Raw genomic sequence first — 26137 nt, 5'->3', positions numbered from 1 at the left:
TCGACTTCGCTCAGCCTGACAAACATGAAACTTGAAACAACAAAAAACTTTAAACAAAAAACAAAAATGGCAGAATTCATAAAAATATATCCAGATAAACCCAGTGAAGCTGCAATTGCAAAGGTTGTAAAAGTGCTTCAAAATGGTGGTTTGGTAATTTATCCAACAGATACTGTTTACGGTTTAGGCTGTGATATTACCAATTCGAGGGCATTAGAAAAAGTAGCGAAAATAAAAGGAGTTAAATTAGAGAAAGCAAACTTCTCTTTCATTTGTCATGATTTAAGTAATCTTTCAGATTACGTGCGCCAGATCGATACATCGACTTTTAAAATATTAAAAAGAGCATTGCCTGGGCCTTATACATTTATTTTGCCGGGAAATAATAATCTGCCAAAAGAGTTTAAAAAGAAAACTACTGTTGGTATTCGTGTTCCCGATAATAATATTGTTTTAGAAATTGTTCGCCAGTTAGGGAATCCAATTGTTTCGACTTCGATTCGTGATGAAGATGATGTAATTGAATATACTACTGATCCTGAATTAATTTTTGAAAAATGGCAGAATCTGGTTGATATGGTAATTGACGGTGGTTATGGAGATAATATTCCGTCAACCATTATAGATTTATCAGAACATGAGCCGGTTATTGTAAGGGAAGGAAAAGGTGATATTGATATTTTGTAAAAAAAAACTTAAATTGCATAAAACTTAAAAAATTATACCTAACTTTAGTATAGTTAAAATTTAGTTAGTTAATAAAAGCAATGTTGTCTTAATTTATTTTAATTGGTTGTTAAAAAAAATTAAGGGTACAAAAAAAGGCTGGTCAATTGACCAGCCTTTTCTGTATATAAAGTATATGTTACTTTAAAAATTATTTTGCCTGTTTTTTCATTTCTTTCTCGATCATATCGTAGAATTGATCAATTTTAGGCATAACAACAATACGAGTTCTTCTGTTACGAGCTTTGTTCTCTGGAGAATCGTTTGCAACTAATGGAACGTATGAACTTCTACCAGCAGCAATTAATTTTGCAGGGTTAACATTTAAGTCATTTGTCAAGACACGAACGATAGAAGTAGAACGTTTAACACTTAAATCCCAGTTGTCTAGCAAAACTCCGTTGCTTTTGTAAGGAACATCGTCAGTATGTCCTTCAACCATACACTCAAAATCAGGTTTGTCATTTACCACTTTTGCAACTTTAGCTAAAACTGATTTTGCTTTATCACTTACTTCATAGCTTCCGCTTTTGAATAATAATTTATCAGCAATAGAGATAAATACAACTCCTTTTTCAACATTGATTTCGATATCCGGATCGTTGATTCCAACTGCACCTTTTAAACTTGTAACTAATGCTAATGTTACACTGTCTTTTTTTGTAAGAGCATCTTGAAGTCTAGATATTTTTAAATCTTTCTCTTTTAAGCTTTCTAGCGATTTTTCTAAGTTTTCTGCACCTTTAGTAGTTAAAACTGTTAAATCTTTAGAGCTGTTGATTAAATCTTGATTGTGTTGTTTATAGCTTTCAGCTGTTGCTGCTAATCCTGCTTTTTCTTCCAGACAAGAATTTAATTTAACTGTGCAAGAGTTTAATAAATCTTGTGTCTCTTTTTGCTTAGCCTCTAATGCAGCATATTGCTTTTTAGATACACACGAAGTTAAGGCCATTAATACTGATAGTGCGATAACTATTTTTCTCATAGGTATTATATTTAATTAAACGTTGATTACAAATTTAGTTTTTAATATTTTGATTACTGTTAAAGATTTCTTTAAAAACCTCTAATTTCTTTATATAATAAAGGAAAACGATACTTTTTACGGTATAGTATTGCTGTATTTGAAAATCTTTTCGTTTGTTTAGATATTTTAAAGATAGGCAATAAAATGAAAAATGCGCCTTTAAAATTGCAAAAGTATGCCCAAACTTTCCTTGTGTAAGAAAACGGATACCCGCAATTCCATCTAAAACCATTCGAAAGAAAATTACAAAGAACAATCCTTTTTTAGGCAGGTTTTTAACAAGCATTAACAATGAATTCCTAAAGTTTAAATACGTTTTTTTAGGATTTCCCTGTTGTAAAGTTGCTCCTCCAACATGATAAACAACTGATTCTGAATTGTATTTTATTGTATGTCCTTCATTTGCAGCACGCCAGCATAAATCAATTTCTTCCTGATGCGCAAAAAAAGCTTCATCAAAGCCTCCTAAAGCATGGTAGACTTCTTTTCTGATAAAGAAACAAGCGCCCGATGCCCAAAAAAGTTTACAGCTGTCATCATATTGACCGTTGTCTTTTTCGACAGTATCAAAAATTCGGCCTCGACAAAACGGAAAACCGTATTTGTCAATAAATCCGCCCGCTGCTCCGGCATATTCAAAATATTCTTTGTTTTTAAAATCCAGGATTTTTGGCTGAATAATAGCGGTTTCTTTTTCTTTATCGAAAGTTTCAATAATAGGTTTTAACCAATTTTCAGTTACTTCAATATCAGAATTAACTAAAGCATAGATTTCAGCATCTACACTTTGAAGTGCATCATTATAACCTTTTGCAAAGCCATGATTTCCGCTATTTTGAATAATTTTTATTGATGGATAGTTTTCTCTAACAAAATTTACAGAAGTATCTGTTGATGCATTATCAGCCACATAAATAGTAGCTTCTTCTGAATATTGTAAAACAGATGGTAAAAATTGTTCTAACAATTTAACTCCGTTCCAATTTAAAATGACAACTGCTATTTTATCCAAAAGTGTTTTATTTTATTTATTAATATGGTAATCTGGTAAGTTTTGTAAAAACTGATATTTTTCATTTTCAAAGTCCATTTGACAATAAAAATGACTTAACCCATTCGTGACATTCAAAAACCGTGCCTTCATGGTCATGTTATAACGGGCAATTTGATCAAAAGTTGCTTGTGATATTTTAACTTCAGGCGCTTTGCACTCTACTAATATATGTATAGAACCATCAGAATTAAAAACCACAACGTCATATCTTTTTCGTAATCCGTTGACAGTTAAAACTTTCTCTACATTGATAAGCGATTTTGGGTATTTTTTTTCATTAATTAAATAATGAACAACATGCTGACGAACCCATTCTTCTGGAGTAAGAATGATAAATTTTTTCCTGATTTCATCAAAAATAGACACTTTATTTTCGCTATTTTTGAATCGGAAAGTATATGTAGGGAAATTTAGTTTTAACATAAAGCAAAAATATAAAATAGTTTCAGGTTTCAGGTTTAAAGTTTCAAGTTTTGGAACGTGAACCTGAAACCTGAAATTTGAAACAAAAATATTTGAATGGACGAAGTTGTAAAAATTGTCAATGATATCAAGGCAGGAGATATAAAACCTATTTATTTTTTAATGGGCGAAGAACCTTATTATATAGATAAATTGTCTGAATACATTGAGCAAAATGTACTGGCCGAAGAAGAAAAAGGATTTAACCAAACGGTTTTATACGGAAGAGATGTTTCTATTGAAGATATTGTTTCAACAGCGAAACGTTATCCTATGATGGCTGATCGTCAGGTTGTTATTGTAAAAGAAGCACAGGATTTATCCAGAACAATTGATAAGATCGAATCGTATGTTGATAATCCGATGCCATCTACAGTTTTGGTTTTTTGTTATAAATATAAAACGCTCGATAAACGAAAAAAAGTAACCAAACTTTTAGCGCAAAAAGGAATTGTTTACGAAAGTAAAAAACTATACGAAAATCAGGTTGGAGATTGGATTAAACGAGTTTTGGCTGGAAAAAAATATACAATCGATCCAAAAGCAAATGCTATGCTTGTTGAATTTTTGGGAACTGATTTAAGTAAAATAAATAACGAATTAGAAAAACTGCAGATAATTTTACCGCAGGGTACAATCATTACGCCGCAGCATATTGAGGAAAATATTGGTTTTAGTAAAGACTATAATGTATTTGAACTTCGAAAAGCAATTGGCGAACGTAATCAGTTGAAAGCTTATAAGATAGCCGAAAATTTTGCTCATAATCCAAAGGAATACCCGCTGGTAATGACAACCGGTTTAGTTTTTGGATTTTTTGTACAGCTTTTAAAATACCACGGACTTAAAGATAAAAATCCAAAGAACGTGGCAGCAGCAATTGGGGTAAATCCGTATTTTTTAAAAGAATACGATTTGGCTGTAAAAAATTATCCAATGCGAAAAGTCAGTCAGATTGTTGGAGCGTTAAGAGATATTGATGTAAAAAGTAAAGGGGTAGGAGCCAACGCTTTACCACAATCAGATTTGTTAAAAGAAATGCTGTATAAAATATTTAATTAAGCCGTGAAAATTCACGATATTTGCCTTTCTAAAAATTTTACTACTTAAAAATAATAATTACACAATTATGGGAATGAATAAAAATACCGTTTTAGGATGGGCTACTTTTATAATGGTACTTATGGGATTGTTGCTTATAGGTCTTGGCGCTTTTAGATATAGCGATGTTTCTGGCTGGGGATTTGCGGCGGCAGGTGTTGGTTTTTTTGCTAATGCCTGGGTTTTTAACGCTTTAAAAGGTAGAGTTTAATCTTTTCGATATCAATTGCAAAAATCAATTGCAATATAAATTCAATAAAAAAATAATTAATCAAAATAAAAAATAAATAGAATGTCAGACGATAAGAAAGTAATTTTCTCAATGCAAAAATTGAGTAAAACCTATCAGGGAGCAGACAAACCAGTACTTAAAAACATTTATTTAAGTTTCTTTTACGGAGCTAAAATTGGTATTTTGGGTCTTAACGGTTCTGGAAAATCTTCTCTTTTAAAAATTATTGCAGGAGTTGATAAAAATTATCAGGGAGATGTGGTTTTTCAGCCAGGTTATACTGTAGGTTATTTAGAGCAGGAGCCAATTCTTGATGATTCTAAAACGGTTATCGAAATTGTTCGTGAAGGAGCTGCTGAAACTATGGCAGTTTTAGAAGAATACAATCAAATTAATGATTTATTTGGTCTTGAAGAGAACTACTCAGATCCAGATAAAATGGATAAATTAATGGATCGCCAAGCAGCTTTGCAAGACAAAATAGATGCTCTAGGTGCATGGGAAATCGATACAAAATTAGAAATCGCAATGGATGCTTTGCGTACGCCGGAAGGTGATACGCCTATTAAAAACCTTTCTGGAGGTGAGCGTCGTCGTGTAGCTTTATGTCGTTTGTTATTACAACAGCCAGATGTATTATTACTGGATGAGCCTACCAACCACCTTGATGCTGAATCTGTACTTTGGTTAGAGCAGCACTTAGCACAATATGCAGGAACTGTAATTGCGGTAACGCACGATAGATATTTCCTTGATAATGTTGCTGGTTGGATTCTTGAGTTAGATCGAGGAGAAGGTATTCCATGGAAAGGAAATTATTCTTCTTGGTTAGACCAAAAATCAAACCGTATGGCTCAGGAAGAAAAAGTAGCTTCTAAACGTAGAAAAACTTTAGAGCGTGAGTTGGAATGGGTGCGTCAAGGAGCAAAAGGACGTCAGACAAAACAAAAAGCACGTTTACAGAATTACGATAAATTATTAAATGAAGACCAAAAACAATTGGACGAAAACTTGGAGATCTATATTCCGAATGGTCCTCGTTTAGGTACAAATGTTATTGAAGCTAAAAATGTTGCCAAAGCTTTTGGTGAAAAATTATTATATGATAATTTGAACTTTACTTTGCCACAAGCTGGTATTGTTGGAATTATTGGACCAAACGGTGCAGGTAAATCTACCATTTTCAAAATGATCATGGGAGAGCAAGCTACTGACAGCGGAGAATTTTCAGTTGGAGAAACTGTAAAAATCGCTTACGTAGATCAGTCACACTCTAACATTGATCCGAATAAATCTATTTGGGAAAACTTTGCTGATGGTCAGGAATTGATTATGATGGGAGGGAAGCAAGTAAATTCAAGAGCTTACTTATCTCGTTTCAATTTTGGCGGCGGCGAGCAAAACAAAAAAGTATCAATGCTTTCAGGTGGAGAGCGTAACCGTTTACACTTAGCAATGACTTTGAAAGAAGAAGGAAACGTACTTTTACTGGATGAGCCTACGAATGACTTAGATGTTAACACACTTCGTGCACTTGAAGAAGGTTTAGAGAATTTCGCAGGTTGTGCAGTAATTATTTCTCACGACAGATGGTTCTTAGACAGAATCTGTACACACATTCTAGCTTTTGAAGGTGACTCTGAAGTATATTTCTTCGAAGGAAGTTTCTCTGATTATGAAGAAAACAAAAAGAAACGTCTTGGTGGTGATTTAACTCCTAAACGTTTGAAATATAGAAAATTGATTAGATAGTTTTAATAATTTTCAAATTTTTAAATCCCAAATTCCAAATTGTAATAGATTTGAAATTTGGGATTTTTATTTTTTGTCATTTCGAGGAACGAGAAATCGCACTCGAAACTCGACAAAGATTGGCGACATTCTATACGGAATTACTTGTGCGATTTCTCCTTACGTCGAAATGAAAATATAGCATAAAAATTGGCATTTGGAATTTTTATAAATTGGAATTTACAAAAACTTAGCCTTCAATTCCGGAGTAGGAATCATGCAGCTTTCTTTTTTGCCATACCATTTATAGCGGTTTTTAGCAATATAGTTGTAAATATAATTTCGAAGTTTTTCAGGTAAAATTTTAAAAACAGAAAGTAAACTGTAAATTCCACCTAAGTCATTTGCAATTTCTATAACTGCAGAAGATTTATGATAATAAGCAACTCCGGGATTATACAAAATAATGCTGTCAATTTTAGTTTGATCAACACCAATATAATTACAAATTTCTTTTCCTAAATCTGACTGCAAAGCCACAAAACGAAAAATATCTTTTTTGTCGTGTTTGATAATAAACTGAACTGCGCCGTTGCACAGATTGCAAACGCCGTCGAAGAGGATTATTTTTTTGTACTTTGGTAAGTCTTGCATTTTGTTGGTTTAAGATGAAAACTTTGTCAAAGTTTGAAACTTTGACAAAGCTCTATGCTACTAGTCGTTCCTCGGAATGACAAAAATGAGAATAAAAAGACTATTGTTATAATTTATTAAATGTAAAAATTTAATAAATTTAATCAATCAAAAACAGCTTTCATAAATTATTTTTAAGCAATTTTTGAAATTTTTCCATCTTCGTAATTGTCTTTTTTAAGATCGTTTCTTAAATCGCTTTATTTTAATTTTGTCTCAATTTCTCCCATTTTTCAAACTAAAAAATGTCAATACGACTGAAAACTCAAAAAAAATTATTTCTTCCCAGCTTCAACAAACTCCAATTCGTCTAAACTTACTTTCGAAGTAAAAATTCCGTAATTGACAGTTGCTTTGTTTTTTTCGATAGAGTCAATACTTCCAACAGATCTTCCGTCGAGCATTCTAACTCGGTCACCAACTTTTAAAATTGGTTTTGGTTTTTCGATAACTGGTTTGAGTTTCTTCTCTTTTTTCTCTTTACGAATTTCTTCAACTTTTACTTGAACTTCGGCAATAACTTCTTTTTTCTTTTCGGTAATCGCTTTAGTTTCCTTTGGAGTTGCTTTTTTACGTTTTGAGTTTTCGATTTCGACAATTTTCAAAAATTCACCAATAAGTTCTTTTTTGTTTTTGTTGTTGAAATATTTCTCAGCAATATCATCAATTTTTTGTCCTATATATATGATCTTCTGGTTACTGTCATATAATTCCTGATAGCTTTCTAATTTCTGCTGGATTCTAGTATTGATATTTTCCATCTTTTTACTTTCCTCACGCGCACGGGTTTCTTCTTCTTTTAAATTAAGAGAAGTTTTCTCAAGCTTCGATCTTTCTTTTTGAAGTGTTGCAATGGTTTTGTCAAAACGAACTTTTCCAACTTCGATTTTCTTTTTGGCACGATTAATCAATCCAAACGGAATCCCATTTTTTTGCGCCACTTCAAACGTAAAAGAACTTCCTGCCTGTCCTAAAGCCAATTTGTACATTGGTTCTAAAGACTTTTCGTCAAACATCATATTTGCATTTGTAGCAAAAGGTAATTCGTTAGCCAGAATTTTTAAGTTGGAATAATGCGTTGTAATAATTCCGAAAGCTTCACGGTGATAAAATTCTTCTAAGAAAATTTCAGCTAAAGCTCCACCCAATTCAGGATCAGAACCTGTACCAAATTCATCAATTAAAAACATGGTTTTCTTGTTACATTTCTTCAAGAAATAATTCATGTTTTTTAAACGATAACTATATGTACTTAAATGATTTTCAATAGATTGATTGTCTCCAATATCTGTTAGAATCCTGTCAAACAAGAAAGTTTCACTTCGTTCGTGAACCGGAATTAATATGCCCGATTGAAGCATCAATTGTAACAAACCAACTGTTTTTAAGGAAATTGTTTTTCCTCCGGCATTTGGTCCAGAAATTACAATAATTCTGTTTTCTTGTTTTAATTCAATTGTCTGCGGATGCGTAACTTCATTTTTTTGCTTGTTGTTCAAATACAAAATTGGGTGATACGCTTCTCTAAAAAACAATCTTCTTTCCTCAGTAATTGCTGGTAAAATTCCGTTGATTCGGTTGGCATATTTTGCTTTTCCGGCAACGACATCAATATCACTTAAAAAATCTTGATATTCAATTAGTAAAGGTAAATACGGACGAATTATATTCGATAAATTCTTTAAAATTCGCGTAATTTCTTCTTTTTCTTCGTATTCAAGATTCGCTAATTCTCTTGAATATTTTAAAGTAGCTTCAGGTTCAATGTAAGCAATACTTCCAGTTTTAGAACTTCCTAAAATAGAGCCTTTTACCTTACGTCTGTACATAGCAAGTACAGCCAAAACACGTCGGTTTTGAACGAAACTTTCTTTGATGTCGTCCAAATATCCTAAACCATTGTATTGCGTTAAAGCTACACCAAAACTTTGGTTTACTTTTCCTCGAACCAAATTCATATTCTGACGAATACTCAAAAGTGCAGGAGAAGCATTGTCTTTAATTTCTCCGTATTTATCAACAATTGCATCAATATGAGTTATGATATCTTTTGTTAATTCTACACGAGAAGCTCTTGCATTTAAGTTTGGATAATAATCATCGAATTTTTTTAAGAAATTCAATAAGACATTTGTTGTCGCAGAAAGATTCGCAATTTTTCTAAAACTGCCTACTTCAAGAAAACTGTCTTCAATTGCTAAAAACTTAATTTCGTGCGTTATAGCGTCAAATCCATGATTTGGAATTGCGTTGTTATTTTCAAAAGACGAAACATATTCTGAAGTCTGCATTAAAGACTGCATTAAGGTTTCTTTATCTCTGAATGGTGTTATTTGTAAAGCTTTTTCTTTTCCAATATCTGTATTACAGCCAGCCGAAATGGTTTCGAGCACTGTTGGAAATTGTAAATCTTGTAATGTTTTTTCGGTAATACTAATCATTTAATTTCTTTAAGAAAGTACAGGCAAAAATACAAAAATAGTATCATTGAATACTGTAAAGTTATTGTGTTATTTTATTGTTTGTTAAAGTATGATTTAACTTAAAAATTTCTGAAATTCGCATAAAAAAATTATGGACGTAAAAATGCATTCTTCCTGGAAACCGGTTTTGAATGAAGAATTTGAAAAACCTTATTTCAATGAATTAATCGATTTTGTAAAATCTGAATATTCAACAAAGGTTTGTTATCCAAAAGGAAGCCAGATTTTTTCAGCTTTTGATCATTGTCATTTCGATCAGGTAAAAGTGGTTATCATTGGTCAGGATCCTTATCACGGACCTAATCAGGCAAATGGTTTGTGTTTTTCTGTAAACGACGGAATTCCCTTTCCTCCATCTTTATATAATATTTTCAAAGAAATCGAAACTGATTTAGGAAAGCCGCTTCCAAAAACCGGAAATTTAGAGCGATGGGCAGATCAGGGAGTTTTTCTTTTAAATGCTACTTTAACCGTTAGACAATCCGAAGCCGGAAGTCATCAGGGAAAAGGCTGGGAAAAATTTACTGATGCTGTTATTAAACAAATTTCTGCTGAATCTGAAAATGTTGTGTTTTTACTTTGGGGCGGTTTTGCTCAAAAGAAAGCAGCATTGATCGACGCTTCTAAACATCATATTTTAAAATCAGGACATCCGTCTCCTTTAAGTGCTAATAGAGGTTTTTGGTTTGGAAATAAACATTTTAGCCAGACAAATACTTTTCTAAAATCAAAAGGACTTAAGGAAATAGAGTGGTAAAAAGCTTAATTTGTCATTTCGAGGAACGAGAAATCACACTAGTAATTCCGTCAAGATTATCACTAATCTTTGTCGAGTTTCGTGTGCGATTTCTCGTTTCTCGAAATGACAAAAAACTTAATAAATTAATAGATTTATAGACTATTTTTCGACAGCTTTCTTAATGATTTCTTCTAAAACAGCTTCGTTTTCGTAGTTAGTAACTTTTAGAATAATCTCTTGATTTTTAACTGTTTTTCCTTCAATGACATATAATTTTCCCTTGTTAAACGGAACATTACTTTGATCAAAATCAACATCACCGTAAGTTAAAGTATTTTTAATATCGGCAGTATCAACCCATTTTTCGTTTAAAGTCTGAATTGCTTTATCGGAATATTTAAAAGGTTTTGTTCTTAGATTGTTTAAAACTCGGGCGTTTGGAAAATAATTGCAGCGAGTGTCTTTACCACTAAATACAAGGGCTACAAAAAAGCATCCCATAATTAATCCAATCAAATAATATGCAAAACGGTGTACGAACTTCATGAAATAAAATTTTGGCAAAGGTACATTAAAGTTCCTTTAAAATACAAGTAAATTAATATCGTTGTCTGGCAGGTCGAACCAGTCGCCAATTGCTTTATTTGTTAGGATTCCATGATATAAATAAATTCCGTTTTTAAGTCCTTTATTGCATCGAATTGCACTTTCTAAACCACCATCTTCGGCTATCTGATGCAGGTAAGGTGTTAGAATGTTACTAATTGATAATGAGGCAGTTTTGGAATAACGTGAAGGTATATTTGGTACACAATAGTGTAAAACATTACTTTTTATGAAAGTAGGTTTTTCGTGAGTTGTAACTTCTGAAGTTTCGAAACAACCTCCCGTATCAATGCTCACATCGACAATTACGGCGCCTTTTTTCATGTGTTCGACCATAGTTTCATTAACTACAATCGGACATCTTTCTTTTCCTCTCATAGCTCCAATCGCAACATCACAACGTCTTAAAGCTTTTAATAAACCTTTTTGTTGTATCGTTGAAGTAAATATTCGCTGGTTTAAATTATTTTGTAAACGACGTAATTTTGTGATTGAATTATCGAAAACTTTTACGTTTGCACCCAATCCAATGGCTGTTTTTGCTGCAAATTCACCAACCGTTCCGGCTCCAAGAATTACAACTTCAGTAGGAGGGACGCCGGTAATATTTCCGAATAAAAGTCCTTTTCCAAATTCATCAGTAATCATTAATTCGGCAGCAATAAGGATTGAAGCAGTTCCTGCAATTTCGCTTAGCGATTTTACGGCAGGGTAAGAACCGTCTTCATCTTTAATATATTCAAAAGCTAAAGCTGTAATTTTTTTTTGTGCCAAAGCTTCAAAGTATGCTTTCTTTTTGGTTTTCAATTGAATGGCCGAAATGATTGTCGTTTCCGGATTTATCATTTCAATTTCAGCTAATGTTGGCGGTTCTACTTTTAATAGCAGCGGACAACCGAAAACTCTTTTGGTATCTTTTGTAATTTCTGCACCTGCATCTGAATATTCCTTATCGGTATAACTCGAACTTTCTCCTGCTCCAGATTCAATCATAACACGATGACCTTCATAAGTAAGGGAATTTACGGCATCAGGAGTCAAACAGATACGACGTTCCTGATAGCTTGTTTCCTTAGGAATTCCTATGAAAAGTTCTCTTTTAAAACGACCAACCTCAAGTTTTTCTTCTTGCGGAAGCAATTGTTGTTTTGTAAATGGAGTTAAGGTAATTGACATGGATTGTGCAAAATATTAAGGGTACAAATTACGTAAAAAGTTTTAAAATTAGTGCAAAAATTCTGCTAATAGTAACGTCTAATGTTAAGTTATTTTTTGAGGATCTTTGTGTTAAATTTTATTACAATCCCGAAGCCTTGGGACACAAAGAATTCACAGAGGTTCGCAGAGTTTTCTAAGCTAATTTCAATTCTCTTTTTCCGTCTGCCAATAATTCAATATTAATGGTAGAGTATTCTTCCGGAAGAAGATTTGCAATTTTTTCAGACCATTCGATAAAACACCAATTTCCTGAATATAAATAATCGTCAACACCCATATCGAGTGCTTCGGTTTCTTTGTTTAATCTGTAGAAATCAAAATGATAAACGATTTGATTATTAGAAGTATAATATTCATTTACCAAAGAAAAAGTCGGGCTGCTGGTAGCATCCTGAACTCCTAAACTTTTGCATAACTGCTTAATTAAAGTAGTTTTTCCAACGCCCATTTCTCCATTAAAAAGAATGATTTTTTTAGGGTTTGAATCTAAAATTTGCTGTGCAACTTCCTGAATTTGATCTAATGAAAAAACGATAGTCATTTTTATGTTTATTTATTTTAGTCTCAGTCGCAGTTAACAGTCTCAGACTGAAAACTGTTAACTGCGACTGTAAACTTTTTTATTCATTTCAATTATCTTCCGCGAAAGCGAAATTATTTTTTTGCCACAGATTAAAAGGATTTTAAGGATTTTTTAATCTGTGTTAATTTTTTTAATCTGTGGCAAAATATATTTTAAATCAATTTCAAGTTTTTACTGAATACTGTAAACCGAGACTGAAAACTTTATTTCGGGTTAAATACCAAGAACGGAATAATCATTTCTTCTAATGAAATTCCACCGTGTTGGTATGTGTTTTTGTAATAACTTACATAATGATTATAGTTGTTTACATAAGCCAGGAAAAAATCATTTTTGGCAAAAATAAACGAGCTACTCATATTTATAGCAGGTAAACCAATTGTTTTGGGTTCTTTAACTACGTAAACATCTTTTTGTTCGTATGTTAAACTGCGGCCTGTTTTGTAGCGCAAATTTAAACTTGTATTTTTATCTCCCACAACTTTCGACGGATTTTTTACATTAATTGTTCCGTGATCTGTGGTTAAAATCAATTTAAAACCTAAAACTTGTGCTTGTTGAATAATTTCTAATAAAGGAGAATTTTTAAACCAGCTCAAGGTAAGTGAACGATACGCTTTATCATCAGAAGCTAACTCTTTTACTACTTCCATTTCAGTTTTAGCGTGCGAAAGCATATCCACAAAATTGTATACAACCGTTACTAAGTCGTTACCTTTTAAGGCTTTAAAGTTTTCAGCCAGTTTTTTTCCGCCGGCATAATTGGTGATTTTAAAATAATCTTCTTTAATGTTTAATCCTAAACGTTTTATTTGTGCCGAAAGAAATTCGGCTTCATAAAGGTTTTTTCCGCCGTCTTCAACGTCATTTTTCCAATATTGCGGAAATTGTTTTTCCATGTCTAAAGGCGTTAAACCTGAGAAAATAGCATTTCTGGCATATTGTGTAGCAGTTGGAAGAATAGAAAAATACGGAACTTCTTTTTCTAATTTATAGTAATTAGAAATTACAGTTTCAAATGATTTCCATTGATCGTAGCGAAGGTTATCAATTACAACAAACAAGATTGGTTTGTCTTTCTTTTTGATTTCAGGAACTACTAATTCTTTAAATAAATTGTGAGACTGAATTGGTTTGTCTGCTTTTGGTGCAAACCAGTCTTCATAATTTCTTTCGATATATTTCCCAAATTGAGAATTAGCTTCAACTTTTTGAGATTCAAGAATTTCGACCATTGCCTGATCGTTAATGTTTTCTAATTTTAATTCCCAGAAAAGCAATTTTTTATACAATTCAACCCAGTCTTCATACGAATTTACCATTGCTAATTCCATTGAAATTTTGCGGAATTCTTTCTGATAATCGAGCGTTGTTTTTTCTGAAATTAATCTGGAATCATCCAGATTTTTCTTCAAACTCAATAAAATCTGGTTCGGATTTACTGGTTTTATCAAATAATCGGCGATTTTAGAACCAATCGCTTCTTCCATTATATATTCTTCCTCACTTTTGGTAATCATAATCATTGGGATAGCTGATTTTTTCTCTTTCATTTCAGAAAGGGTTTCAAGTCCGCTCATTCCCGGCATATTTTCATCAAGGAAAACAATGTCGAAATTTTCTTCTTCAAACAAAGCAATGGCATCAAGACCGTTATTACTTGTGGTAACTTCGTAATTCTTTTTTTCGAGAAATAATATATGTGGCTTTAAAAGATCGATCTCATCATCGACCCAAAGTATTTTTATCTTATCCATAAACAGTTTTAATTTTAATGCAATTTAAAAGTATAGAACTTAAAAAGTATTAAAAATAGTATAAAATTAAGGATGACGAATTGAAATTTATTTAGAATTATTTTTTGCGCCTTTTTAATGTTTAAGAAAATACTTATAGTAAATATCTGTTTTTTAAGTTAAAAACTGAAATGAATTTATACTTAATTACTTATATTTGTTGACCAAAAAATAACCAAAGAGTGACTCAAATTAACAAATTAAAAATATTCAATGACCCAATATACGGGTTTATAACTATACCGAACGAACTCATCTACGACCTAATTCAACACCCTTATTTTCAGCGTTTGCGACGTATATCGCAAATGGGATTATCGTATTTAGTTTATCCGGGAGCAAATCATACTCGTTTTCATCATGCATTGGGCTGTATGCATTTAATGCAAAAGGCTGTTGAAAGTCTTCGTTTTAAAGGTGTTGCGATTTCAAATGAGGAAGAATGTGCTTTATTAATTGCTATTTTACTGCATGATATTGGGCATGGACCGTTTTCGCATGCTATGGAAAAAAGTATTGTTGAAGATGTAAATCACGAAGCCATTTCATTATTGTTTATGAACAGGCTTAATGATGAATTTGACGGAAGATTAAGCCTTGCAATTCAGGTTTTTAAAGGTGAATATCATAGAAAATTCATGTTGCAATTGATTTCTAGTCAATTAGATATGGACAGAATGGATTATCTTAAACGAGATAGTTTTTATACTGGAGTTGCAGAAGGAAATGTGAATTCAGAACGTTTAATTCAGATGATGAATGTTGTTGACGACGTTTTGGTGATTGAGGAAAAAGGTATTTATTCTGTAGAGAAATTTCTGCTTTCGCGAAGATTAATGTATTGGCAGGCTTATTTGCATAAAACAAGTCTGGTTGCCGAGTTAATTTTAATGAAAGTGTTGAAACGAGCTAAAGAATTGACTTTAAAAGGAGTTAAACTTCCTTGTAGTGAACCGCTTTTGTATTTTATACAAAACAAAATTAGTCTTGAAGATTTTGATGCCGAAAAACTGGATTTATTTTCCCAGTTAGATGATTTTGATATCATCAGCGCTTTAAAAGCATGGCAGAGAAATTCTGATTTTATACTTTCTACCTTAAGTAAAATGATCATTAACAGAGATTTATTAAAGATTAAACTTAGTGCAGACAAAATTCCGATGGAAGAATCCCAATCTTTAAAAGAAGAATTTGCAGAAGCACATAATATTTCGGCACTTGATGCCGGTTATTTTATTTTTAGAGGTAAAATTAAGAATCAGGCTTATAGTAAAGCTGCCGAACCAATACGAATTTTGAAAAAAGATAAAACAATTGAGGATGTTGTTGAAGCTTCTGATCAGTTGAATCTGAAATCGTTATCTAAATTGGTGACAAAATATTATATCTGTTTTCCAAAACAACTTATCTAAAATTAACATTTAAAATCTATTTTTTATATTTTTGTCGCGATGAAATTTACAGCAGAACAAATAGCAGGAATTTTAGAAGGAGAAGTTGTTGGGAATCCCAATGCCGAAGTTTCTCGACTTTCTAAGATAGAAGAAGGAGAGGAAGGATCTCTTACTTTTTTGGCTAATCCGAAATATATCAACTATATATATACTACAAAAGCTACAGTTACCATTGTTAACGACAGCTTTATACCTGAACAGGAAATCACGACTACATTAATTAAGGTTGAAGATGCTTATGCTTCTTTTTCTAAACTATTGCATTTTTATAATCAGGTAAAATTGAATAAAAACGGAATCGAACCACAGTCTTTTATGTCTGAGGGAACTAAATATGGTGAAAACTTGTATTTAGGAAGCTTTAGTTATATTGGACAAAATGTAGTTTTAGGAAATAATGTAAAAATTTACCCAAACAGTTTTATTGGCGATAATGTTGTTATTGGCGATAATGTGTTTATTTTTGCCGGTGCAAAAATTTATTCTGAAACTATAATTGGTAATAATTGTACCATACATTCCGGTACTATTATAGGTGCAGACGGTTTTGGTTTTGTGCCAAATGAAGAAGGAGTTTATAGTAAAGTGCCACAAATAGGTAATGTAATTATCGAAGATAATGTAGATATTGGTGCCAATACTACAATTGACAGAGCAACTCTGGGTTCTACAATTATTAGACAAGGAGTTAAATTAGACAATCAAATTCAAATCGCCCATAATGTTGAAATTGGTAAAAACACTGTAATTGCTGCCCAAAGCGGTGTTGCAGGTTCTACTAAAATCGGCGAAAACTGTATGATTGGCGGACAGGTTGGTATCGCAGGCCACTTAACAATAGGAAATAATGTGAGACTTCAGGCGCAGTCTGGAGTGGCAAGAAATATTAAAGATGATGAAATTCTCCAAGGAACGCCATCACTTGGATATACGGATTTTAATAAATCGTATGTTCATTTCAAAAATCTTCCTAAAATAGTTGCCGAAGTTGAAGAAATAAAAAAACAAATAATAAACCCAAAAAATGGAAATAATGGTTAAACAGAAGACCATCAAAAATGAAATTTCACTAAAAGGCGTTGGATTACATACTGGAAAAGAAGTTACAATGACTTTTAAACCAGCTCCAATTAATAATGGTTTCACTTTTGTAAGAGTAGATTTGCAAGGCCAGCCAGTCATTGAGGCTGACGCTAATTATGTTGTTAATACGCAAAGAGGAACTAATTTAGAAAAATTAGGTGTTAAAATACAAACTCCGGAACACGTTTTAGCGGCTGTAGTTGGTTGCGATTTGGATAATATTATTATAGAATTGGATGCCTCTGAACTTCCTATCATGGATGGTTCATCAAAATATTTTGTTGAAGCAATTGAAAAAGCAGGAATCGAAGAACAAGACGCAAGCCGTAATGTTTATGTAGTAAAAGAAGTTATTTCGTTTACTGATGAAGCTACTGGAAGCGAAATCCTTGTTATGCCAAGCGATGAGTATCAAGTAACTACGATGGTAGATTTTGGTACAAAAGTTTTAGGTACTCAAAATGCTACGCTTAAAAGTTTATCAGATTTTAAACAAGAAATTGCAAGCTCAAGAACTTTTAGTTTTTTACATGAACTAGAATCTTTACTAGAGCACGGTTTAATTAAAGGCGGCGATTTAAATAACGCTATTGTTTATGTAGACAAAGAAATCTCTGAGTCTACAATGGCTAATTTAAAGAAAGCTTTTGGTAAAGAAGAGATTTCTGTTAAACCAAACGGAGTTTTAGATAACCTTACTTTGCATTATCCAAACGAAGCTGCAAGACACAAATTACTTGATGTTATTGGAGATTTATCTTTAATTGGAGTTCGTATTCAAGGAAAAATCATTGCAAATAAACCAGGTCACTTTGTAAACACTCAGTTTGCTAAAAAACTGGCAAAAATCATTAAAATAGAACAGAGAAATCATGTTCCTGTTTATGATTTAAACCAGGAGCCATTGATGGATATTCACAAAATCATGGCAATGCTTCCTCACAGACCGCCGTTTTTATTAATTGACAGAATTATTGAAATGTCTGATCGTCATGTGGTTGGTTTGAAAAATGTTACGATGAACGAAAATTTCTTCGTAGGACATTTTCCTGAAGCTCCAGTAATGCCGGGAGTTTTAATTGTTGAAGCAATGGCACAAACAGGTGGAATTTTAGTTTTAAGCACTGTTCCGGACCCTGAAAATTATTTGACATATTTCATGAAAATTGACAATGTTAAATTCAAACACAAAGTATTGCCGGGTGATACCTTAATTTTCAAATGTGAGTTGATTTCTCCTATCAGAAGAGGAATCTGCCATATGCAGGCAAATGCCTATGCTAACGGAAAATTAGTGACTGAGGCAGAATTAATGGCACAAATTGCAAGAAAACAATAATTAATCAAATTTATTGTTTAGGTTTGTTGCCCTAAAAATTAGACTATTTTAATTAAAATATAAAACATAGATGAATCAACCATTAGCATATGTTCATCCAGGCGCTAAAATCGCTAAAAATGTTGTAATTGAACCTTTTACAACAATTCACAATAATGTTGTTATTGGAGACGGTACTTGGATTGGTTCAAATGTGACCATCATGGAAGGTGCTCGTATTGGTAAAAATTGCAACATTTTTCCAGGAGCTGTAATTTCTGCGGTGCCGCAAGATTTAAAATTTGGAGGAGAAGATTCTCTTGCAATTATTGGAGATAACTGTACAATTAGAGAATGTGTTACGATTAATAGAGGTACAGTAGCTTCTGGACAAACTATTTTGGGTAACAATTGTTTAGTTATGGCTTATGCTCACATTGCACACGATTGTGAGATTGGTAATAACGCTATCATTGTAAATGGTGTTGCATTAGCAGGACACGTAGTTGTTGGTAATCACGCCGTAATTGGTGGTTTGGCAGCAATTCACCAGTTTATTCATATTGGAGATCACGCTATGATTTCTGGCGGGTCTTTGGTAAGAAAAGATGTTCCTCCTTATACAAAAGCGGCTAAGGAACCATTATCATATGTGGGGATCAATTCAGTTGGTTTAAGAAGAAGAGGATTTAGTACTGAAAAAATTAGAGAAATTCAGGAAATTTACAGAATTTTATATCAAAAGAATTACAATACAACACAAGCTTTAAGTATTATTGAAGCTGAAATGGAAGCGACTCCTGAGAGAGATGAAATTCTTGATTTTATCAGAAATTCATCACGAGGAATTATGAAAGGTTATTCAGGGAATTATTAATTTTAGAGTTTAGATTTCTGATTTTAGATTTCTAAGCTGTAAAATAAAATTTAAATCATATTATAAAAATACAATGTGGATGAGTTTTTCAAAATCTAAAATCTAAAATCTACATTCAAAAATCTAAAATAAAAAACAAATGGCATCTACATCAGATATTAGAAACGGATTGTGTATTAAATTTAATCACGATATCTATAAAATCATTGAATTTCTTCACGTTAAACCAGGAAAAGGTCCAGCTTTCGTAAGAACTAAATTAAAAAGCTTAACTTCAGGTAAAGTATTGGATAATACTTTTTCTGCTGGTCACAAAATTGACGTTATTAGAGTTGAGACACATACGTTCCAGTTTTTATATCCAGAAGGTGATGAATTTCACTTTATGAATGCTGAGACATTTGAACAAATTTCTTTAAACAAAAATATCTTAGATGCTCCGGATTTATTAAAAGAAGGAACAAATGTAATGGTCCAGATTAATACTGAAACTGATTTACCTTTATCTGTAGATATGCCTGCATCTGTAGTTCTTGAAGTTACTTACGCTGAGCCGGGAGTAAAAGGAAATACAGCTACAAACGCTACAAAAAATGCTACAGTAGAAACTGGTGCATCTGTAAACGTTCCGTTGTTCATCAACGAAGGTGATAAAATTAAAATCGATACAGCTTCAGGTTCTTACATGGAGCGTGTAAAAGAGTAGTTTTTATAAGTTTTCAGTTTTCAGTCACAGTTTTTCAGTTTGTTGATTGAAAACTGTGACTGAAAACTGAGACTAAAAACGAAATAAAAATATGAAATTTCCAAAAGTTCACTCTTTAGAAGAAATTGCAAATTTGCTTAAATGCGAATTTATTGGTGACAAAAACTTTGAGGTTTTAGGCATGAACGAAATTCATGTTGTAGAACCAGGTGATATTGTTTTTGTTGACCACCCAAAATATTATGACAAAGCTTTACAATCTGCAGCAACCATTGTTTTAATAAACAAAAAGGTTGAATGCCCGGAAGGTAAAGCTCTTTTAATTTCTGATGATCCTTTCAGAGATTTTAATACTTTAACGAGACATTTTAAACCATTTCAATTTGCAAATGTAGCGATTTCATCTTCAGCTAGTATTGGAGAAGGAACTGTAATTCAGCCTAATAGTTTTATTGGAAATCATGTAAAAATCGGAAAAAACTGTTTGATTCACTCAAACGTTTCAATTTACGATCATACCGTCATTGGTGATAACGTGATTATTCATGCCGGAACTATTTTAGGAGCAGATGCTTTTTATTATAAAAAACGTCCTGAAGGCTTCGATCAGCTAATTTCTGGCGGAAGAGTTGTAATTGAAGACAATGTTGGAATTGGTGCTCTTTGTACAATTGACAAAGGAGTTACCGGAGACACAACAATTAAAGAAGGTACAAAAATCGACAATCAGGTGCATGTTGGACATGATTCTGTTATCGGAAAAAAATGTCTAATCGCCTCACAGACTGGTATTGCAGGCTGTGTTGTTATTGAAGATGAAGTTACAATTTGGGGACAAGTTGGAACAACCAGCGGAATTACAATAGGAGCGAAGGCTGTTATTATGGGACAAACCGGAGTTACTAAATCGGTTGAAGGAGGAAAGTCGTATTTTGGAACTCCAATTGAAGAATCAAGAGAAAAGTTAAAACAATTAGCCAATATCAAAAAGATTCCTGAAATTTTAAATAAATTGAAGTAATATGTCTATAAAAGAGTTTGTTCAAAAATTTTATAAGTCGGATGCCTTAATTGATAGTGAAATTTTAAAAACTTATCTGCATCCAGAAGTAATTATTGAATGGAACAGTACAAAAGGTTTTATTCAGTTAGATTATAATGCTATAGTTGAATTAACAAATGAACTCAGCAGAGCTTATGTGCGTTCTAAAGTTAGAATCAGCCACATTCTAGCCGAAGATGACTTAGTTTCAGTACGTTATTCTCATTATGTAAAAACAATTGAGAATCCGCGTGAGGAAATGTTATTGGCACATTTTGCAACAATTTGGCAAATAAAAGATGATAAGCTTTATAGAGGTTATCAAATGAGTCAATTTTCTTAATATTTTTTTGACAATAAAAGAGGCAAATTACATTACAAAACCTTATTTTTGCAACACAATTTTAAAAACTACATAAAATATATATCATGAGTGTTTTAGTTAATAAAGATTCCAAAATAATTGTTCAGGGATTTACAGGAAGCGAAGGTACTTTCCACGCTTCTCAAATGATTGAGTACGGTACTAATGTTGTTGGTGGTGTTACTCCGGGAAAAGGAGGAACTAGCCATTTAGACCGTCCGGTTTTTAATACAGTAAAAGATGCTGTTGATCAAGCCGGAGCTGATACTTCTATCATTTTTGTTCCGCCAGCTTTTGCTGCTGATGCAATTATGGAAGCTGCTGATGCCGGAATTAAAGTAATTATTGCTATTACAGAAGGAATTCCTGTAGCAGATATGATTAAAGCAAATAATTATGTTAAAGAAAGAAATTCTAGATTAATTGGACCAAACTGTCCAGGTGTTATCACTCCGGGAGAAGCTAAAGTTGGTATTATGCCAGGTTTCGTTTTCAAAAAAGGAACAGTTGGTATCGTTTCTAAATCTGGAACTTTAACTTACGAAGCTGCTGACCAGGTTGTAAAACAAGGTTTAGGAATTACTACAGCTATTGGTATTGGTGGAGATCCAATCATTGGAACTACAACTAAAGAAGCTGTTGAATTATTAATGAACGATCCGGAAACTGAAGCAATCATTATGATTGGTGAAATTGGAGGTCAATTAGAAGCTGATGCTGCAAGATGGGTAAAAGCTGATGGTAACCGTAAACCAGTTATTGGTTTTATCGCTGGAGAAACTGCGCCTGCTGGTAGAACAATGGGTCACGCAGGTGCTATTGTTGGTGGTTCGGACGATACAGCTGCTGCTAAAAAACAAATTATGAGAGACAACGGAATTTACGTTGTTGATTCACCAGCTGAAATTGGTAAAAAAGTAAAAGAAGTACTTGGATAAATTCCAATTATTAAAATAATAAATTCCAAAAAAGTCTCAATATTTTGTTGAGACTTTTTTACATTTTAAAGACTGAGGCGTAAAAAGAAAAAAACTTAGAATCTTAGTACCTCAGTATCTTAGAAACTAAAAAAAGAAACGATGAGTAAAGAATTAGAAAAGTTTAAAGCAAGTAATAGTTTTACTTTTACTGTAAATGATAGTTTAGAAGAAGTTTGCAACGCTCCTGAAGGAAGTGCTGGAATCTTTGTAGTTTATGAAATTGACGGAGATGCAAAAGAATTAATAATGGTTGGTTCTACAGGAACTGTTCAAAATGATGGAACTCTTAAAAGCAAAAATGGAGGATTATATGACAAAATCGTAAACGGACACCAGTTTGCTAAAACAGGAAGAAAATATTCATGGCCGGCTCAAATGAAATTAGAGAATATTTCTGTTCTTGAAGTAGTTTGGTATGAAACTTTTAATGCAGATGTAAAAGCAATTCCAACTGCAGTTGAAGGACAAGTTTTGCAAAATTTCTTAGATGAAAATGCAAAATTACCAAGATGGAATGTAGCTTTTTAAGCTGATTTCAATCTATAAAATTTCGAAGGCCTTACTAATACTTAGTAAGGCTTTTTTTATTGATAGATAGGTTTTTAATTTTTGGTTTTATATATTTAGGCATCAAAAACAAATTAAATCTATGATCAAAAACTACTTGTTATTACTGACTTTATGCTTTCTTTCTTCAGCGAATTCGCAAATTATTGATTTCCCTGATATTAATTTTAAGAATAGATTGTTGAGTATAGATCGTAATAGTTCTAAAGCAAAAAATAAGCTTGGAAATATTTAAACGGAGATCGTGAAATTGATGTAAGCGAAGCTGAAAATTTAATATATCTAGATCTTTATAATTCTGTTAGTCAAAACCATATCATTAGTTTAGAAGGAATTCTTAATTTTTCTAATCTTTATACATTAAATTGTAATAACAATAGGATTGAAACTTTAGATTTGAGAGGTTTGAAATCATTAGCTGATTTAAATTGCGCTGTCAATAAAATTACCAGCCTAAATGTTAGTGGGTTAGTTAATCTACAAGGTATTAATTGTTCACATAATGAATTAACATCTTTGGATATCAGTAACCTGACAAATCTAAAGATCGTTCAAAGTTATAATAATCACCTTACTTCGATAAATACTACAGGTTCTACTGAAATTTTTAATTTATATTGTGAGTTTAATGAACTTACTTCGATTGATGTAAGTACATTGAAAAATCTGGATAGATTTTATTGTACTAATAATAAAATTTCTTCTTTAGATTTTTCTAATAATATTAAAATGAGATATTTGCAATGTGAGAATAATAATTTATCGACATTAGAACTTAGTCATATTAGTATTTTAGAAACTTTAAAGTGTGATTATAATTTGCCTTTATCAACTATTTTTGTAAAAAAAGGCAGCGTACTTGGAGGTGCATTTACATTTAGTTTTTGTCCAAATCTAGAATATATTTGTGTAGATGAAGAAGGAGTTTTACGCGCAGAAAATTTAGTAAAAGAATATGGTTATAAAAACTGTAACGTTAGTTCATATTGCTCATTTGTTCCAGGCGGAAAATTTTATACAATTAAAGGTAATAATAAAGTAAATATTGATAATACTGAATGTAATGCTTCAAATTCATTAATTCCAAATTTAAAATACAATATTACAAATGGAAACGCTGCTTGGGGAGTAATTTCTGATGGATCAGGAAATTATCAAATACCTGTTCAGGCCGGTACTTACACTATAACACCTATATTAGCAAATCCAGATTATTTTACAATTACTCCTGAATCAATCAAGCTTAAATTTCCTGCTAATGATGATTTTATTATACAAAATTTTTGTGTTGGTTTAAAAAATCCAAAAGCAGACTTAGAAGTTTCTATAATTCCTTTAGGTGCAGCACGACCAGGTTTTGATGCTAAGTATAAAATAACGTATAAAAATAAAGGTAATTTTAAACAGGATGGGGTAGTAGATTTAGTTTTTAATGATGCAATCTTAGATTTAGTAGAGTCAACTCCTTTAGTTAATGAACAAACAGCAAATAAATTATCATGGAGTTTTACTAATCTTAAGCCTTTTGAAGCAAGGGATATTAATATCATTCTTAATTTGAACTCTCCAACTGAAATTCCGGCTGTAAACAATAATGATATTTTAATTTACACAGTAAATATTGCATCAAATCAAGTTGATGTAACCCCACTTGACAACTCTTTTGCATTGCGCCAAACAGTAGTTGGATCTTTTGATCCGAATGATAAAACCTGTTTAGAAGGCGACGTTATAAAACCGGAATTAATAGGCGAATATGTTCATTATTTAATTCGTTTTGAAAATACGGGAACTTATCCAGCTGAGAATATCGTAGTAAAGGATTTAATTGATTTGTCTAAGTTTGATATTTCTACATTAGTTCCAACAGGAGCAAGTCACTCGTGTGTCACTAAAATTTCAAATGGAAATAAAGTAGAATTCATCTTTGAAAAAATAAACCTTCCTTTTGATGATGCTCATAATGATGGATACATTGCTTTTAAAATTAAAACCTTACCAACCTTAAAAGTTGGAGATTCTTTTACAAATGAAGCTAATATTTATTTCGATTATAATTTTCCAATTTTAACCAATAAAGCTATTTCAACTTTTAAAACATTAGGAACTCAGGATTTCGAGTTTTCGAACTATTTTAATATATATCCAAATCCGGTTAAAGATGTTTTAAATATCTCTGTAAATAATACAATTGAAATTAAGACTTTAAATATTTATGATATTTTAGGGCAGCTGATAATCACGGTTCCAAATGCAGAAAAAACATCTAATATTGATGTTTCAAGACTACAGGCAGGGAATTATATTTTACAGGTAAAAACAAATAAAGGGATTTCAAGTTCTAAATTTATTAAATACTAAATTTTAGTAAAGTAAGTAAAGTCATTCAAAAATATATTTGTTATTGGGGAGAACAATAATTTTAACATTTCCTTAAGAACCCAGTTATATCAACCAAAAGAGACAGTTTTCTATATTAGGAAACTGTCTCTTTTGTGTAAAATAATTGTTTTTAAGTTTTTGCTTTTATATATTTATCGAACAAAAGTAAATGATAATGTTAAAATAATGTATTCTCTGCATTAAGGAACATTGCCTTTGCAGAATTATAAGCCCCCACAATATGAGAACCCGAATCCTGCCGATCAATGCTGTTGATGATAATACACTTTGGAATAATTTAATAAATGGAGATGAAAAATCATTTTCATTATTATTTGAAAGATACTATAGTGATCTTGTAAATTATGGAAATTCCCTTTCTCCATATGCCGAAAAAGTACAGGATTGTATTCAGGATGTTTTTACTGATATTTGGGTTTATCGCAATTCCCTTCAGGAATCTGTAGTGGTAAAAGCTTATTTATTATCGAGCGTTAGAAAAAGAATTGCGCGTTTATATGAACGTGATCATATTTTTAGAAAAACCGCAAGTACAGACGCGATTGCTTTTCTTTTAGAATTTTCTGTAGAAAACGAACTTCTGGACGACGATTATGCTGCAAAAGAAAAAGTAACATACCTAAACAAATTACTTAACGAATTACCTGCAAGACAAAAAGAAGCCCTTTATTTGCGCTATCACCAAGGATTATCTGTAGAACAAATTGCAGAAATGCTGGATGTTAATTATCAGTCGGCAAGTAATTTACTGCACCGCGGATTATTGACTCTTCGCAAAGAATGGAAGGGTAGTTTTGCCTTAATCACGCTACTATTTTCAAGCTCTCTTTAAAAAAAGTTAAAAAAACTTAAAAAAAATCATAATTTGGTGAGTATATAATAAGATAACTGT

The 26137-nt window shown here is 32.0% G+C and carries 25 protein-coding genes; 16 read left to right on the top strand and 9 right to left on the bottom strand.

Going from position 1 to position 26137, the window contains the following annotated elements; all coding sequences use genetic code 11:
* Positions 1 to 66: 66 nt before the first annotated feature.
* Positions 67 to 687 carry an L-threonylcarbamoyladenylate synthase gene (locus tag FLAPXU55_RS18795; protein WP_073481338.1) on the top strand — a complete coding sequence of 207 codons (621 nt, stop codon included), beginning with the start codon at positions 67 to 69 and terminating at the stop codon, positions 685 to 687.
* A 190-nt stretch (positions 688 to 877) separates the two neighbouring features.
* Here the strand turns inward: FLAPXU55_RS18795 and FLAPXU55_RS18790 are convergent, their stop codons facing one another.
* The 3 genes from FLAPXU55_RS18790 to FLAPXU55_RS18780 are packed head-to-tail and all read right to left on the bottom strand — an operon-like array spanning position 878 to position 3230.
* Positions 878 to 1711 (bottom strand): OmpA/MotB family protein, encoded by an 834-nt coding sequence (locus FLAPXU55_RS18790; RefSeq protein WP_053471411.1) that lies wholly within the window; start codon positions 1709 to 1711, stop codon positions 878 to 880.
* 34 nt (positions 1712 to 1745) lie between these two features.
* Complete coding sequence (locus FLAPXU55_RS18785; RefSeq protein WP_180860185.1) at positions 1746 to 2765, bottom strand: glycosyltransferase family 2 protein; 1020 nt, start codon at positions 2763 to 2765, stop codon at positions 1746 to 1748.
* A gap of 12 nt (positions 2766 to 2777) precedes the next feature.
* Positions 2778 to 3230, bottom strand: coding sequence for a type I restriction enzyme HsdR N-terminal domain-containing protein (locus tag FLAPXU55_RS18780; RefSeq protein WP_053471413.1), 453 nt, complete (start codon positions 3228 to 3230; stop codon positions 2778 to 2780).
* A gap of 96 nt (positions 3231 to 3326) precedes the next feature.
* Here FLAPXU55_RS18780 and holA point away from each other — a divergent pair, with 96 nt between their 5' ends.
* From holA to ettA, 3 genes are all read left to right on the top strand, one after another.
* Positions 3327 to 4331, top strand: coding sequence for a DNA polymerase III subunit delta (gene holA, locus FLAPXU55_RS18775; RefSeq protein WP_180860182.1), 1005 nt, complete (start codon positions 3327 to 3329; stop codon positions 4329 to 4331).
* A 67-nt stretch (positions 4332 to 4398) separates the two neighbouring features.
* Entirely contained in the window at positions 4399 to 4581 is a 183-nt protein-coding gene (locus FLAPXU55_RS18770) for a CAL67264 family membrane protein (protein WP_056209547.1), read from the top strand.
* Between the two features lie 81 nt (positions 4582 to 4662).
* Positions 4663 to 6354: an energy-dependent translational throttle protein EttA gene (ettA, locus tag FLAPXU55_RS18765; protein WP_053471416.1), complete on the top strand. Its 1692-nt coding sequence runs from the start codon at positions 4663 to 4665 to the stop codon at positions 6352 to 6354.
* A gap of 219 nt (positions 6355 to 6573) precedes the next feature.
* Here the strand turns inward: ettA and FLAPXU55_RS18760 are convergent, their stop codons facing one another.
* Together FLAPXU55_RS18760 and FLAPXU55_RS18755 are read right to left on the bottom strand one after the other, a co-directional pair.
* Complete coding sequence (locus FLAPXU55_RS18760) at positions 6574 to 6987, bottom strand: thiol-disulfide oxidoreductase DCC family protein (RefSeq protein ID WP_180860179.1); 414 nt, start codon at positions 6985 to 6987, stop codon at positions 6574 to 6576.
* A 314-nt stretch (positions 6988 to 7301) separates the two neighbouring features.
* Positions 7302 to 9467 carry an endonuclease MutS2 gene (locus tag FLAPXU55_RS18755; RefSeq protein ID WP_180860176.1) on the bottom strand — a complete coding sequence of 722 codons (2166 nt, stop codon included), beginning with the start codon at positions 9465 to 9467 and terminating at the stop codon, positions 7302 to 7304.
* 133 nt (positions 9468 to 9600) lie between these two features.
* On the opposite strand from FLAPXU55_RS18755, the gene FLAPXU55_RS18750 reads away from it, so the two are divergent.
* Positions 9601 to 10266 carry a uracil-DNA glycosylase gene (locus FLAPXU55_RS18750; RefSeq protein ID WP_180860173.1) on the top strand — a complete coding sequence of 222 codons (666 nt, stop codon included), beginning with the start codon at positions 9601 to 9603 and terminating at the stop codon, positions 10264 to 10266.
* A 141-nt stretch (positions 10267 to 10407) separates the two neighbouring features.
* Here FLAPXU55_RS18750 and FLAPXU55_RS18745 read toward each other — a convergent pair whose 3' ends face one another.
* The 4 genes from FLAPXU55_RS18745 to porX form a co-directional block, all read right to left on the bottom strand.
* Positions 10408 to 10794 (bottom strand): DUF4258 domain-containing protein, encoded by a 387-nt coding sequence (locus tag FLAPXU55_RS18745; RefSeq protein WP_053471420.1) that lies wholly within the window; start codon positions 10792 to 10794, stop codon positions 10408 to 10410.
* Between the two features lie 36 nt (positions 10795 to 10830).
* The gene (locus FLAPXU55_RS18740; RefSeq protein WP_053471421.1) at positions 10831 to 12030 is read right to left on the bottom strand and encodes an alanine dehydrogenase; all 1200 of its coding nucleotides are present in this window, start codon (positions 12028 to 12030) and stop codon (positions 10831 to 10833) included.
* A 175-nt stretch (positions 12031 to 12205) separates the two neighbouring features.
* Positions 12206 to 12613 carry a tRNA (adenosine(37)-N6)-threonylcarbamoyltransferase complex ATPase subunit type 1 TsaE gene (tsaE, locus tag FLAPXU55_RS18735; protein WP_180860170.1) on the bottom strand — a complete coding sequence of 136 codons (408 nt, stop codon included), beginning with the start codon at positions 12611 to 12613 and terminating at the stop codon, positions 12206 to 12208.
* A 245-nt stretch (positions 12614 to 12858) separates the two neighbouring features.
* A complete protein-coding gene (gene porX, locus FLAPXU55_RS18730) occupies positions 12859 to 14412 on the bottom strand; it encodes a T9SS response regulator signal transducer PorX (RefSeq protein WP_053471424.1) in 1554 nt (517 codons plus the stop codon).
* 221 nt (positions 14413 to 14633) lie between these two features.
* On the opposite strand from porX, the gene FLAPXU55_RS18725 reads away from it, so the two are divergent.
* The 11 genes from FLAPXU55_RS18725 to FLAPXU55_RS18675 all read left to right on the top strand — a co-directional run bounded on the left by FLAPXU55_RS18725 (position 14634) and on the right by FLAPXU55_RS18675 (position 26077).
* Positions 14634 to 15863 carry an HD domain-containing protein gene (locus FLAPXU55_RS18725; RefSeq protein WP_180860167.1) on the top strand — a complete coding sequence of 410 codons (1230 nt, stop codon included), beginning with the start codon at positions 14634 to 14636 and terminating at the stop codon, positions 15861 to 15863.
* Positions 15864 to 15902: 39 nt separating this feature from the next.
* A complete protein-coding gene (gene lpxD, locus FLAPXU55_RS18720) occupies positions 15903 to 16946 on the top strand; it encodes a UDP-3-O-(3-hydroxymyristoyl)glucosamine N-acyltransferase (protein WP_073481315.1) in 1044 nt (347 codons plus the stop codon).
* Positions 16939 to 18327 (top strand): bifunctional UDP-3-O-[3-hydroxymyristoyl] N-acetylglucosamine deacetylase/3-hydroxyacyl-ACP dehydratase, encoded by a 1389-nt coding sequence (locus FLAPXU55_RS18715; protein ID WP_053471479.1) that lies wholly within the window; start codon positions 16939 to 16941, stop codon positions 18325 to 18327. The genes lpxD and FLAPXU55_RS18715 overlap by 8 nt, the downstream gene beginning before the upstream one ends.
* A 70-nt stretch (positions 18328 to 18397) precedes the next feature.
* Positions 18398 to 19183 carry an acyl-ACP--UDP-N-acetylglucosamine O-acyltransferase gene (lpxA, locus tag FLAPXU55_RS18710; protein WP_029270176.1) on the top strand — a complete coding sequence of 262 codons (786 nt, stop codon included), beginning with the start codon at positions 18398 to 18400 and terminating at the stop codon, positions 19181 to 19183.
* Positions 19184 to 19322: 139 nt separating this feature from the next.
* Positions 19323 to 19889, top strand: coding sequence for an elongation factor P (gene efp / locus FLAPXU55_RS18705; protein WP_053471427.1), 567 nt, complete (start codon positions 19323 to 19325; stop codon positions 19887 to 19889).
* A gap of 91 nt (positions 19890 to 19980) precedes the next feature.
* Positions 19981 to 20910, top strand: coding sequence for a UDP-3-O-(3-hydroxymyristoyl)glucosamine N-acyltransferase (locus tag FLAPXU55_RS18700; protein ID WP_053471428.1), 930 nt, complete (start codon positions 19981 to 19983; stop codon positions 20908 to 20910).
* A gap of 1 nt (position 20911) precedes the next feature.
* The gene (locus tag FLAPXU55_RS18695) at positions 20912 to 21274 is read left to right on the top strand and encodes a nuclear transport factor 2 family protein (RefSeq protein ID WP_053471429.1); all 363 of its coding nucleotides are present in this window, start codon (positions 20912 to 20914) and stop codon (positions 21272 to 21274) included.
* 86 nt (positions 21275 to 21360) lie between these two features.
* The gene (sucD, locus tag FLAPXU55_RS18690) at positions 21361 to 22233 is read left to right on the top strand and encodes a succinate--CoA ligase subunit alpha (RefSeq protein WP_053471430.1); all 873 of its coding nucleotides are present in this window, start codon (positions 21361 to 21363) and stop codon (positions 22231 to 22233) included.
* Between the two features lie 141 nt (positions 22234 to 22374).
* Positions 22375 to 22803, top strand: a complete 429-nt coding sequence (locus tag FLAPXU55_RS18685; protein WP_053471431.1) for a hypothetical protein — start codon at positions 22375 to 22377, stop codon at positions 22801 to 22803.
* A gap of 444 nt (positions 22804 to 23247) precedes the next feature.
* A complete protein-coding gene (locus FLAPXU55_RS18680) occupies positions 23248 to 25203 on the top strand; it encodes a DUF7619 domain-containing protein (RefSeq protein WP_235992100.1) in 1956 nt (651 codons plus the stop codon).
* A gap of 262 nt (positions 25204 to 25465) precedes the next feature.
* Positions 25466 to 26077: an RNA polymerase sigma factor gene (locus tag FLAPXU55_RS18675; protein ID WP_180860164.1), complete on the top strand. Its 612-nt coding sequence runs from the start codon at positions 25466 to 25468 to the stop codon at positions 26075 to 26077.
* The last annotated feature ends 60 nt before the right edge of the window (positions 26078 to 26137 follow it).

The sequence above is a fragment of the Flavobacterium panici genome, assembly GCF_903819335.1.
GTDB lineage: Bacteria > Bacteroidota > Bacteroidia > Flavobacteriales > Flavobacteriaceae > Flavobacterium > Flavobacterium panici.
Note: the sequence above shows the minus strand (reverse complement) of the source record. Positions and strands in the feature narration are given on the sequence as shown.